Raw genomic sequence first — 14136 nt, 5'->3', positions numbered from 1 at the left:
ATTATTTTATTATCTGATGAAGATTGTAGGTCTGAACCTGATTGTTGAAATCATGAAAATCAAACATTAAATAAGTTTCTTGATTAACAACGCCTGACAATTTATATCTCAACAATTGTATTTTATTGCCAATAACAATTTCTTTTTCTAATGCTTCAACTGTAAATGAAACTCCTAACCCAGCAACCGACATATTTGGTGCAGGTAATTTTGTAATGGAATTCTCTTTTGTAGTAATTTTTGCAGGAACAGTAATTATCAAATCTGTATAATTTCTTCCTCTCTCCAGTTTTTCAGAAAATGAAATTTTTGAAAAATCATATACCATTTTGGTCGCATCAACTTTAATGCTGAACTTTTGAGGAAATGCTGAGTGATCGCATTCTCCCTCATGACTTTTATTCTCCTGATATGTAACATCATAGCTACCTGGATCCTGAAATACAAAACTGTTGATTTCATTTCCATGTAAAGAAGTAAAAACATTATTTTTGGAGTTGCTGATTGTCCAAGATACTGCTGGATCAATTTCCCCTAAATCAACTTTTTCTCCAAATGAAATTATTCTAAAATACTGGTTTGAATCTGTGCTGCCGATATTTTGTGCAACAGATTTAAAACTGCCAACTAAAACAAAAAATAAAAGAAATACAGTCTGTAATTTCCAAGACTTTAAACTTTCTTTTCTTATCTGCCTTATATCCTTATCAGCAGATAACAGCAATAAAGAACTGTCGGAAGATTTTAGAATCCGTTCTTTATTCAACATTAAATTTTTTAGATAAGTAAAGTTCACCATATAATAAATAAATTAAGATTCGGGGCAAAAAAAAGCACAACAAAGACACTACGCACGATTTTTATATCGCCGCATTTTTTTTGATGTTTAATAAAATTTATAATGCTGAAAATTCAGCTAAGAGTAAGGATTGACGATCATATTAGCTGATCATGAAAAATGCCAATCCCCTTTTTTTTCGAAACCAAATGTAGCTGAAAATCTGAGTGATAGATAGTCAATTCGGACATATTTTGCGGTTTAGAAAAAACAAAATAAAAGCAAAAAAAATCCCACAAAAAAGAGATATCTTAAAAATTTTAAATCATTGAAATACAAAACAATAACTCAAATAGAAGAATATACTAATTGGTTATAAATAAGTAAGAAATATAATATTTTACGAAAAAAAACTGGCATTACGTCGAAAAAAAACGTGCTTCTGACGGAAGTTTTCCAAATCGTTTTTTAAAACTTGATGCAAATCTTCCGGCAGAATCATAGCCCGTAATAGCAGCTATTTCCTGAATATTAAAACCAGATTTTTCTATCAATTGCATTGCAAGCACAAGGTTTTTTTCTTTATGATATTGTAGCATCGAAAAACCAAAAACAGCTTTAAAATTTGATTTTAATTTCGTTGCAGACATGTTAACTTCTTTAGCTATAAACTCAATTCCTATGAATGGAAGATTTAAATGTTGTAGAATAATTCTTTCAGCTTTCGAAACATTCAAATAGTCGATGTTGCTTAATGAAATATTATCCGTAATGCGGCTATCATTAAAGGCATTATCGAAAAAATTTGTCATAAGTTTCATAATCTTTTTTCGCATTAATGCAATATCTGATTCTTCATTTTTCTCACTTTCTAGTAATTGTGATAAATCTGCTGCAATTTCATGTGCTTTAGAAGAAATATCAAGCCAAGTATAAGAACCTTTTTCGCCATTTAAAAAGTTTAAAATTGCTTTTCGCTCTTTAAACTTTTTAGAGGTAAAATTGTTTTTTACCCACTCTTTTGTCATTGCAATGGTAAAAAATTTACCATCAGATCCTTTATAAAAATAGCTAGAAATCTCTGTATTTGGTTTACTGATAGTCCAACATGTACTTAGAAGAGTTAAAAAATCACCATTTCCTAGAGGAAACTGATATTCGAAAATAGAAAAGGTTAACAGATAATAGTCACTCGATTTACTTTTATCATAACTTGACAAAGCCATGATATTTTCTCTCAGCGTCATGTAAAAAGTGATCAACCAGAAACCCTTTTCAAATTCTCTATAATACATCTTTGCACTGCATAAAGAGGTATTAAAATCAATACGGTTTTTTAATGGGAAATGCTTAATTATGGGTAGTTTCAGTATACTGTCAATCATTATCTGTGGCGAATTAGACAGGTAAGGAAACTGAAAAAAACCATCTTTCAGCAGAAAAAGATATTTCTGAATATGTTTAGGCCAATTCTCTATGGTCATATAATAAAATTTTATAAAAATCTGCTTAAGCAAACTTTTAAAGGCGTATATACTAAAACATAAATTTTTCCTGTCTAAGAAAAAGATAGGAACATATGACTAAAATAAGAAAAATTTCGGCAAACCGAAAGTATTTCACATAAAAATCACGGTAGGAAAAGTAGTTAAAATATATTTTTTATAAAAAAATAAACTTTAAATACTGCAAAAATCTGGGGTAAATTTTGCGGCAAAAATAAAAATATTATTTACAAAAATTTAATTTTTTCAAGCTTTATGCTCACATTTTTTTATTGTGAATACGGAAAGACAAAACAATCACAAATTAAAAGCTAAGGCTGTTCTTCCCACAAAAAAATCCTAATCGTTTGATTAGGATCTTTTACATAACATTCTAAATATAATTTTCAAAAATCAGTACTTTCAAAATAGCTCTTTTATTAAACTTAGCATACTCTACATCTTAGAAAGTACTTTTTAAAAATAAAAACAAAGACTTTTGATTACTTCTTCACTGTATAAGGAATACTAAATTCATATATTCCTGAACCTGCTTTAACTATAACAATATTCTCTTTTTTCTCTACAATTTCAATCTCTTTAATTGCGGATAAATTCTTTCCGCTTTCTGTAATACCTTCCAATGATGACGTAGGAATATTTATGTAAGCTACCGTATTCGGTGGTATTTCGGTTTTCAAATTTAATCTATTGCCATTTATTTTCCAGTTTGAAGAAAGCTTTCCATATGGAGTTTTGTAATCAGCAGAAACATAATTAAAGTCGCCACCTATATGCGGATGAATACGAATCTTTTTATATCCTATACCATCACCTTCTATATCAATACCGGCTACAACACGGTACATCCAGTCGCCAATAGCGCCATAGGCATAATGGTTAAAAGAATTCATATCAGAATTCTCAAAACTGCCGTCAGGTTTAATTCCATCCCAACGTTCCCATATAGTTGTTGCATCTTTTGTAACGGGATATAACCAAGAAGGATAAGTTTTTTGCAACAACAATTCGAAAGCCAAGTCAGTATAATTAAATCGGCTTAGCACATGACAAAGATACGGTGTTCCTAAAAACCCTGTTGTTAGATGAGTATCATATCTTCTAATATTTGCAGCAAGTCTGTCGGCTGCCTGTTGGCGAAGTTTCTCAGGCAACATGTCAAAATGAAGCGCCAAAACATAAGATGTTTGTGTATCTGAAACTGTAGCGCCATTAGCAGTTGTATATTCTTTTAAAAAAGCATCTTTAATTTCTTGAAGCAATAAATTATATGCTTTCACATCATCAGTTTTGCCAAGTACTTCTGCCGCATTTATAAGTAATTGAACAGAATGAGCATAAAAACATTGTGCTATAAGATATTTGTTTGTAATAGCAGAATCTCCAAAAAGATCATCTTGAACATTATAAAACAACCAATCGCCAAAATGTCTTCCTTGCTTCCAGAGATTATTTTTACTTTGTGATTGAATATAATTTACCCAATTTTTCATGCTTTGATACTGTGTTTCAAGTATACGTTTGTCTCCATAAGCTAAATACATATTCCATGGAATTATAGTTGCAGCATCGCCCCAGCCACTGCTGCCTCTTTCAAAATCGGCTAAGACATTTGGAACGACATGCGTGACACTTCCGTCAGGAAATTGATCTGCTGCGAGATCTTTCATCCATTTGACAAAAAAATTATTAACTCCTCTTAAAAAAGAAGCAGTTCGAAAAAATACTTGAGCATCTCCAGTCCAACCAAGACGTTCGTCACGCTGCGGACAATCGGTCGGAACATCCAGAAAATTACCTTTAAGTCCCCATTCTATATTATGCTGTAATTGATTTATAAGTTCGTTACTAGTTGTAAAACTACCCTTTTTTTCCATATTCGAATACAATGCACAAGCTTCAAAATCTTCTGGCTTAAGTTCTCCAGAAAATCCTTCCAGTTTTACATAACGAAAGCCATGCCATGTAAAATGCGGCTCAAAAATTTCTTGTTTCCCTCCTTTCAAAATGTAAACATCCTGTGCCTTTGCTATTCGCAGATTTTCGGTATAAAAATTCCCCTCTTTATCTAATACTTCTGCATGAGAAATTGTTATCTTTTGACCGGCCTCGCCTTTAACTTTGAGAGTAACCCAGCCAACAAGATTTTGACCAAAATCAATTATTTGCTCACCTTTAGGAGTGGTAAAAATCTTTTTAGGAATAAATTTTTCGTGTCGTGTAACCGATTCATTATAAGTGCCTATTAATATATTTTTAGGAAAAGACTGTACCTTAACTCCAGACCAGTCCTTATCATTAAATTCTGGTGTAGCCCAACCAAGCTTTTCGAGACGTGCATCTATAACTTCACCCGCGTATATATTTGAACTTCGTACGGCACCTGTCGAAGATTTCCAACTTCCATCTGAAATTATAGTTTCTGTACTACCGTCTGTATAGGTAATGTTTAACTGAAACAATAGACTTATGTCACTACCATAAATGTCTTTGAAATTTCCAAGCGAGAAATAACCTCGATACCATCCGCTGCCCAGCATTACTCCTATTGCATTATTACCATTAGTAAACATATCACTAACATCATAAACCTGATATTGAAGACGCTTTTTATAGCTTGTCCAACCTGGTGTAAAGTACTTATCTCCAATTTTTTTTCCATTAATCTGTGCTTCGTAAAGTCCGTGTGCAGTAATATAAGCCGTTGCAGATTTTACTTTTTTATTGATTTTAAATTCTTTTCTTAAAAGTGGCGATGGACGATCATTTTCTTCTTCGTAACCCGGAGATATCCATTGAGCTTGCCAGTCATTTTCTTTCAACAAACCCATCTGCCAATAAGCAACATTGCTCCATGTTGTTAATTTGCCTTTGTTATCCCATATTCTTACCTGCCAATAATAACGTTTTCCGGCTTCTAAAGGTTTACCGTTATAAGGAATATGTATTGATTGATCGGATATAACTTTACCTGTTGTCCATAATAAATCTTTATTAAATCCAGTTTCACTTTCTGCAACTTTGATTTCATAGGCAAGCTGCATGGTATTACGTTGTTTGGCTATTAACTGCCAGCTAAAATGCGGTTGCAGATTATCAATCCCTAACGGATTTGTAAGACCTTCTGTAGTTAGATTCGTTACTTGTGTTTGCGCTTTTACCATTACTATTTGTAGCAAAAGGCAAAGAAGAATTATTCTCTTAATCATAGAAACAGATTTTAATTTATTACGAAAAAATTATTTAGGATTTTGCTTTTTTGAAAATAAGGCATTCTATCATTGAATTAAATACCTTGTATATGCAAAATAAAATAAGATAATCTTTACCTGTATTTACATATCGTGTTATTTTTCAACGAATCATGTCAAAAATCAATTTATTTCCATTAAAAAATGCAGATTTGATATAATTGCTTCGAATCTTGTTCCTAGCACAAAAAAGTCCCAATCAAAAGATTGGGACTTTTTTGCATTCTTAGAGATTTTGAAATATTTTAAAAATAATTTAAGCGAAATAATATTTCCCTATAAAAACAATACCATTGTAAATTACGTGAGCAATGAATGGTAGTAATATTGCACTTCTTTGATTTTTACCTCTTGTATATAAATAAGCAAACAGTAAGCCTGCCACGAATGTATAGGAGAAATAAAAAACATTGTAGAGATGAAATGCTGCAAAAGCAAAGGCAGACGCAAGGCAGCAATATTTCAATGCCAATTTTATACTCTTTGAAATTTCAATAACAAGATACTGAAATAGTAAAGTTTCAATCAAAGGAGCAACAATAATAAATAAAACTATTTTTTCTTTAATAGTGTAATGATCATTGAAACCTTCGTTTAAAGGAACATCAAATAAATCTGAAACAACAGAAAAAATATAATTGTTTAAAAAATTTAAAAGAATTACAAGCAGTATAAGTTGCCAATATTTAAGATCAAGTATAAAACTTTTTATTTTTGCAATCATTATGGACTAATTTTTAAAAAAATTTTGAGTTATTAATAATTAAATATTCGGTTTGTTTTTAAATTATATAAAAAAATAGAACTGCCTAAAAAGAACATTGTAGTAACAATTGATCCTTCAAAACCAAATTCACCTCCGCTCCAAATAAATTGTTTTTGAGGAATATATTTCAAAATACTTTTAATTTTCATTCCACTAATATTACTTCCGAGTAAGCATCCTATTGTAAAATTCCAAAAAGCATGAATTACGGTTACTAAAAAAAGTGAATTGCTTTTTAAATATATTAAACTAAAAAAGACACCCGCAAGAATAATATTAACAGCGCCAATAATAGTAATATTTGGATTGAATAAGTGAAATACACTAAAAAATGACGAAATTAAAAGTATCTTTTTGAGTGTAAATTCATTACTTAAAAAAGAATAAGGTATAAACCTAAATAATATCTCTTCTAATAAGGCCGAAAAAAATATCATTATAAAGAAAAAGAGAATATCAATATCCCAATGGAATTCTTTACTGACTCTTATCAGTTCTAGACCAATCAAAGAATAATAGATTATAAACGGTAGAAGAAAAGTAAATATATAAGCTTTAAAATCATATAATTTATAAAAGAGAGCTGTTTTAAAGGAGCCGTATAAATTATTTTTTTTGAATAAGTATATGATGTACATTAACTGAGGAAAAAAAGAACAAATCCAAATTTTATACGTGAATTCATTTTTATTCAAATCAGGAAAAGCTAAAAAAATAAAAGGTATAGAAATAAAAGAGATCTGTAGAAATGCCTTAATATAAAAGCTGATTATTTTTTTCATACTACAAATATATATTTTGTAGTACGAAAAATACTAGTAATATTTTTATTTTTTTTATTTCTATCTATTTCTTAAAACTTAAAAAAAAGATTGTTCAATGATGAATTACAATGTTTATTAAGAAACAGAAAAATTTCGCAACATAGAAAAGTTTAAACTAACCCAATAAATCTTCTATTTTAGTTTTTAAGATTTCTAAATTTTGATGACCAAAATAATTTCCCAAAACAGTATAATTGTCATCAAAAATAATAAATGAAGGCGTACCTTTTAATTGATTAAGTGTAAAAGTTTCTGCTAATAAAGGCATCTGAGAATAATATTCTTTTACTTTTTGCACTACAATTTCTTTTTCCTTTTCACGAAAATTTTCAAAATTAGGAATGGCGTCACAAATTAATTCGACTTTACCCGAATTAATAAACTCTTGAGAAGAAACCAAACTATCAAAAGCGACTGGAAAATTCAGCATTTCCCCGTAGTTCGAAATTCCATAGTTTGTCGTGTAATATTTTTTTGTTTCGCCAACTAATGCTCCTTTTTCCAGCAGTAATTTTAAACTTTCCTCATTATTGTATTCAAAATCCTCAAAAGCAGTAGCTATTCCAATAAAACCAACTTTATCACCAAATGATCTGTAAAGCTCGTTCACAATAGGAATTCCGTAGATAAAACAACCGGGACAATTTACCTGAAAAACAAAAGCTAAGTTTACTTTGTTTATTTTAAATTCTCCTTGAACTAATTCTTTGATATTGAGATGAAATTTTGACATGATTAAAATTTTTTGATCCTAAAATTTACTATTCAAAATTACTCAAGAACAATAACTTACAGCCAGTCCAGTTTTTAAAATAATTTCGCTTTTCTGGGTTTCAATAAGAATTATTTCGCTTTTAACACACCTGCAAAACCACCTCTGGAAAGACAATCAATTTTAATAGTTTCTCCTTTTTTAACTTTCAATATTTTAGAATCTAAAGATTTACTATCCTTTCCATCTGTAATTAACTGTAATTCATAATTTCCATTATCTAGAAAATCAAAGTTAAGAGTTAAAGTCTGAGCGCTGTCTTTTCCATTTAAACCTCCAATATACCAAAGATTATTTTTCTTGCGAGCCATAATTACTTTTTCTCCCGGAAATCCATCAATCAATTTTGTATCATCCCAAGTAGTCGGGAAGTTTTTGAGGAACTCTTTTGGTGCTGTAGGCAAATCATAATAAGCCGAAGGGCGATCTGCAAAATGCTGTAAACCTGATTCAAAAACTACAGATAAAGCTAATTCATGTCCAAAAGATGTAATATGAGGATGTTGGCTATCAGAAAAAGTGACAGGCGTATAATCCATCGAACCTACAACGTTTCTTGTAAATGGAAGTGTTGTATTATGAACAGCGGCTTTATCTGTTAAAACGGCTTTATTATTGTACCATTCGGCGCCGTAAACTGCTTCTGTTGTCATTAAGTTTGGATACGTTCTTGCCCAACCACGCGGAACAGTTGCTCCATGAAAATTGACTAATAAACGATATTTTGCAGCATCTTTTAAAATATCAATATAATATTGCATCATATCCTGCTGGTCTCCAGCAAAAAAGTCAACTTTTATACCGTAGATGCCAATTTTATTAAGCCATTCAAATTCTTTTTTTCTTTTTTCCGCAGTAAGCAATCTGTCGACTGGGGTTGGTTCGAGCCAACTTGTTCCTGAGTTGTACCAAATAAGTGGTTTTATTCCTTTACTTTTAGCATAATTAGATGCATCTTCTAAATTTCCGCCATTTGCCATAACATCCCATTCCCAGTCAATTAACACGTAAGGCCATTTCATTTCAACAGCTAAATCTACATATTCAACCACTTTTTTATAATCTTTTGAGCCATGATTATACGCCCAATAAATCCAAGAAACAGCCCCTGGTTTTATCCAATCTGTATCTTTTAATTCATTGGGTTTACTAACATCTGTAACCAAGTTTGATTCTGCAATGTCTGATAAATTTCCAATTGCAAACGTATGCCACGGAGAACTCCAAGGTAATTTGGTTACAACACCAATCTGCTTAAAATCATCTCTTACAGCAGGATAAGTTACTTTGTATTCAGATGGTTTTTGTGAATTATTCAGCATCGAAGCACAATGATTTTCTGTAATTCCTGCCTCAGAAATAAGTACCCAAACTGGTTTTTCGTTTACCTTATATAAAGCTGGAAAACCCCAATCGCTATTTTTTTGAGGATTGATTCCTGTATTGCTTTGCGGAAAAAACTCTTCATAGGAAACTTGAAATGGTTGAATCCATCTAGAAGTTCCTTCTGGTATATTATAAGTTGTAAGTTCTTCCGTTATATTAATTTTCTTTTCTGATTGATTTGGAAAAACATACTGAAACGCAACACCATTATTGTAAGCTCTAAAAACAATATCAAGTTTCTGATTATTTTTGTTTTTAAAACTAAACTTTTTCTCACTTCCAAAATTTTCGCAATGTGCGCGTTTGCCACAAATCATTTGATAATCATCTTGTATCTCGACAATTTTAGATTCTCCAATAAATTCCAAACTATCAAAACGTTCATTTTTTTGTAAAATTCCTAGCTGAGATAATGGCAAAACTTCGGTATAAACGTCATTATTTTTATATGATATTTTAAAATAAACCCGATCCATTTTTCCCTTTTCAGCTTGGAGTTCTACTTTAATTTTTTCGTTTGGAGACACAAGTTCTTGTGCGCTTGAAAAAAAGAAATTAAATAATACCCCTAAAATCAATATGTTTCTTTTTGCTTTCATTACGAATGTTTTTACAGACAAAATGTCCCAATGGGACATTTCTATCTATGATATATATAAAATTGAGATGTCACGTTGAGACAACACTTGTATTTGATTATTACTTCAAATTAATAATTACCTCAACTGGTTTTAGCCATTGACTTGTAAATTTAACTTTTATAGGTTCAGCCCAATCTCCTTTTGCTTGAATATAAGCCGCAATGTGTCCGTGAAATACTCTTTGTATGTTATCTGCATAATCGGTCATATCGCTGTTGTTTCCAGCTTCAAGTCCTAATAATGTTCCTGGACCGCTGATTGTGCAAGTTACTTCATTATCAGAAAGCATTACTGGAAGTCCGTTTTGGTCTTTAACCTGAACCATGATTTTAGCAACTCCTTTATCTTTGCTGATTGTGATATTTTTATCAGCAATAGTTAATTCAACTGGTTGTTGTGTCGAATTTATGGCATAACGGCTTACTTCTTTATCGTTTTTATCTAAACCAATTGCTTCTAATTTTCCAGCAGCAAACGGAATATCCCAATATATAATTCCCGTTTTTTCGTCGTATAATTTGGTTTCGCCTACTACTTTTCCGTTCAATTCTAAACGTGCTTTAGCAGCATTGGTATAACAAACCACACGGATTTTTTGTCCGTTTTCGTAATTCCAGATTGCCCAAGCGTCTTTAGAAATATCTTTTTCATTTACTAAAGGATAAGTTCCAACGTAAGCCATTGGTTTATCTGACCAAAGTGACTGACGGAAATAACCTCTTGGTTTGATAACTCCAGCAAAATCAACTAAACCAGAGTAAAATCCTCTTGAAGGCCATCTACCTGATTCTCCTAAATAATCAATTCCTGTCCAAAGAAACTGACCAAAAATAAATTTGTTGTTTTTTACGTCTAACCAAGGTTCCATGTCATGAACATTTTCACTTCCGTAAATGACTCTTTTCGGATATTTTTCGTGATCTGATTTGTATTTGCTTTCCGTATAATTGTAACCTGTAATGTCTAAAGCACCTGGATATTCTGTTTCGTTAGACATCGCAACTCCAGCTAAACCTGCTGTTGTAGGGCGTGATTTGTCGTATTTTTTTACTGCAGCAACCAAACGTTTTGCAATTGCTCCAAGACGCATGGCATCTGGCGCATCTTTTTTGTAACCGCCATAAGCCGCTTGTCCGAAACCGTCTTTTCCTTTGTCTAAAACAGGGTGAGAATATGGATCATTTGGATAATCTACCTCGTTACCAATACTCCATCCGAATACAGAAAGATGGTTTCTGTCACGGCGTACAAAATCTTCTAAATCTTTTTCGGCATAATCGGCAAAAATATCAAATGAACCTTGGAAACCTGGAGTTCCATAATTCCAACCTTCTAACCATTTACGTTTTGGAAATTCCCATTCGTCATAAGCTTCATTTAAAACCAATAATCCTAATTCGTCGCAAAGCTCATAAAAATCTGGCGCCTGCGGATTATGACTTGTACGAATGGCATTTACTCCAATTTCTTTCAGCGTTTGCAATCTTGTTTTCCAAACTTCTCTTGGAACTGCAGATCCTAAAACTCCAGCATCGTGGTGCAAACAAACTCCTTTCATTTTCATTCCTTTTCCGTTTAGGGCAAAACCATTGTTTGGATCGAATGTAAAACTTCTGAAACCAGTTTGTGTTACTGTTTTATCGATTTCTTTTCCGTCTTGTAAAACGGTTGTTTTCAGTTCATACAAATTCGGATTGTCTAAATCCCACAATTGTGGATTTTTGACATTGATTTTTGTCGAAATTTTTCCGCTTTGTTTTGCTGCAACTTCCACTTTTGAAGAGGTTTTTGCTACTGATTTTCCGTCTTTTGAAAACAATTCATTTACAACAGTCAAAGATGATTTTGAAGAAGAACCGTTTTCTACATCAACCTCAACATTAAGAGTTCCTGTTCCTTTTTTAACTTCAGGATAAGCGTAAATGCCCCATTGCGCAATATGAACCGGATTTGCATATACCAACCAAACATTTCTGTAAATTCCAGAACCAGTGTACCATCTTGAATCGGCACTTTGACTGTGATCTACGCGAACAGAAATGGTGTTTTCGCCACCGAATTTTACAAACGGAGTTGCATCGTAAGCAAAAGAAATATATCCGTTTGGACGTTTTCCTAACGATTTTCCGTTGATAAAAACTTCGCTTCTGTTGTAAACACCTTCAAAATATAAATAAACTTTTTCGCCCGATTTACTTTCCGGAATATTGATTGATTTTCTGTACCAAGCAATTCCCCCAGGCAAATATCCTGTACAACTTGCCAGCGTTGGACTCAATTGTCCTTTTACGCTCCAATCATGCGGTACATTTACGTTCTGCCATTTGTTATCATCAAAAGTGGCATTTTTTGCATCGGAAACATCTTTAAGATTGAACTTCCAATTATCATTGATTTTTTTTGAATCTCCAAACGAAATCTGACTGCTTGCAGACAAACATGAAAAGAGTAAAACGGGGATTAAAATTTTCTTAGTTAACACTATATTCTATTTTTTAGTTAATTTATTTTTCTTGCATTTTTGAATTAGTTCTCAGTCGAAGTCACAGTTTACAGTTGCTGGCTGAAAACTGCGACTGAACCCTAAAGCATCTCCCCTACAAACGTCACCACAGATCTTGCAGGTATTTCTAAATTATTGTTTTTTTGAATTTCGCCTTTTTTTAAATTTGATTTATCCGAAGTGATGTAGGGCGTAAATTCATTGTTTTTTAAAGTTCCTTTTGAAAGATCAAATTTGTATTTCTGAGTTTCTTTACCACAATTTACTGCTACTACAATCAGTTTTTTGTTTTGAACATCTTTGTAGGCTGTCAGCATTACATCATTTGCTGCGTCTAATTCTTTTTGGTTTGGAATATCAACTCGCTGCATTCCCGGACGAACAAAAAGCGAATAATTTCCTAATGCCCAAAGCAGTTTTGAATCGTGAAATTCACCATCATTTTTTACATAATTTGGCTCCGTTCCTCCGTTGCTTTTTCCGTCATCCAGATAAATTAATCCGTCTTTGTAATCTACTCTTGTAATCGAAGTCCACCATTGCCATGAAGCGGCATTGGCAACTGCAATATCATTATGAATTAATCTTGCGACGAATAATGCGGTCTGCATTCCTAAATCTCTTCCCCCGCCAGATCCTCCCGGAATTTCATTCTCTCCTGGATTTTCTAAAATACAGTATTCAGATTGCCAATATTTTAATTCTGGCTTTTGTTCCACTTCCGCGGCAATTAATTTTCGGCTTAAAACCTGCTTTTCAATTGGCCATGTTGTAAAATAACTATGTCCAAGTATTACATTTTTTATATTCGAGAATTTCGTCACATTGGTTTTTGTTTTTCCAAAGAAAAAATCAATCTGATTGTCGCGGTTTTCAGCATTTACATTTTCATACAAATAATCGATTTGCGCTGCTTCTGCAATGACGATTTCGGTATTCATTTTTTTAGCTTTTAGCTTTTCCGAAAGAGATTTGGTTAAATCATAAATTTCCTGATTGGTTGCTGGAGTTCCTTCTTGACTATTGGTATCTCCATTTTTTGGCATCCATTCCCATTGCGGTTCGTTGATCGGACTCACATAGTCGAATTTAATTCCTTCTTTTTTCTCCAAACCTTGAATACTTTGAACTAAGAAATCGGCAAATTGTGGAATTGCGCCATCTTTTAGATTCAGTTTATTCTTTTGAGAAGCGAAAGACAATCCGTTGTTTGTCAAATAAACGGGTGGACTATTAGTAAAAATAAGAAATTTTTCAACTCCTCTTTTTTTAGCTGCTTGCAAAAACCATCTCTGACCTTCTTGTTTAGAAAAATCATAAGTTCCATCAGCATTTAGAAAACATTCGCTTCTTCTCCATTCGTCAGAAACTTTACTGTTTTCTCCTTGTTCCGTGCTTCCAGCTCCTAGATTAAATCGCCAGATCGAAAGTCCGATTCCTTTTGGATTTCCGTTTGCATCGATTTCTTTGCTAAATAGTAAATCTGCAATGGCATTTTTTTTCTGTTCTGGCCAATTCTTACCTACAAATTGTGTTCGCCAAGCATCAGAACCTCCAAAACCATCCATGGTTTGTACTACATTATCTGTGCTGATAGTAATCGTTCGCTGTGCAAAAGACAGCGAACTGATTACCAATAAAAGTGAGAGATATACTTTTCTCATTTATTTTTTTGTTTTTATTTAACCGCAAAGGCGCTAAGTTTTTCGC

9 protein-coding genes are annotated in these 14136 nt (G+C 32.4%); all 9 read right to left on the bottom strand.

Annotation, left to right across the window (positions count from 1 at the left end; genetic code table 11):
* Nucleotide 1: 1 nt before the first annotated feature.
* The gene (locus P0R33_RS18770; RefSeq protein ID WP_276172695.1) at nt 2–769 is read right to left on the bottom strand and encodes a hypothetical protein; all 768 of its coding nucleotides are present in this window, start codon (nt 767–769) and stop codon (nt 2–4) included.
* A 428-nt stretch (nt 770–1197) separates the two neighbouring features.
* Nucleotides 1198–2262: an AraC family transcriptional regulator gene (locus P0R33_RS18765; protein WP_276172694.1), complete on the bottom strand. Its 1065-nt coding sequence runs from the start codon at nt 2260–2262 to the stop codon at nt 1198–1200.
* A gap of 503 nt (nt 2263–2765) precedes the next feature.
* Nucleotides 2766–5492: an alpha-L-rhamnosidase gene (locus P0R33_RS18760; protein WP_276172693.1), complete on the bottom strand. Its 2727-nt coding sequence runs from the start codon at nt 5490–5492 to the stop codon at nt 2766–2768.
* Between the two features lie 298 nt (nt 5493–5790).
* Nucleotides 5791–6258: a CPBP family glutamic-type intramembrane protease gene (locus P0R33_RS18755; protein ID WP_276172692.1), complete on the bottom strand. Its 468-nt coding sequence runs from the start codon at nt 6256–6258 to the stop codon at nt 5791–5793.
* A 32-nt stretch (nt 6259–6290) separates the two neighbouring features.
* On the bottom strand, nt 6291–7082 hold the full coding sequence (locus P0R33_RS18750) for a type II CAAX endopeptidase family protein (RefSeq protein ID WP_276172691.1): 792 nt from the start codon (nt 7080–7082) through the stop codon (nt 6291–6293).
* A 157-nt stretch (nt 7083–7239) separates the two neighbouring features.
* Entirely contained in the window at nt 7240–7857 is a 618-nt protein-coding gene (locus P0R33_RS18745) for a hypothetical protein (protein WP_276172690.1), read from the bottom strand.
* 110 nt (nt 7858–7967) lie between these two features.
* Nucleotides 7968–9881, bottom strand: coding sequence for a glycoside hydrolase family 97 protein (locus tag P0R33_RS18740; protein WP_276172689.1), 1914 nt, complete (start codon nt 9879–9881; stop codon nt 7968–7970).
* Between the two features lie 100 nt (nt 9882–9981).
* Nucleotides 9982–12405, bottom strand: a complete 2424-nt coding sequence (locus P0R33_RS18735; protein WP_276172688.1) for a sugar-binding domain-containing protein — start codon at nt 12403–12405, stop codon at nt 9982–9984.
* 101 nt (nt 12406–12506) lie between these two features.
* Entirely contained in the window at nt 12507–14090 is a 1584-nt protein-coding gene (locus tag P0R33_RS18730; protein WP_276172687.1) for a glycoside hydrolase, read from the bottom strand.
* Between the last annotated feature and the right edge of the window lie 46 nt (nt 14091–14136).

Source organism: Flavobacterium sp. YJ01, from assembly GCF_029320955.1.
Classification (GTDB): Bacteria; Bacteroidota; Bacteroidia; order Flavobacteriales; family Flavobacteriaceae; genus Flavobacterium.
This window is presented reverse-complemented; position numbering and strand designations above follow the sequence as displayed.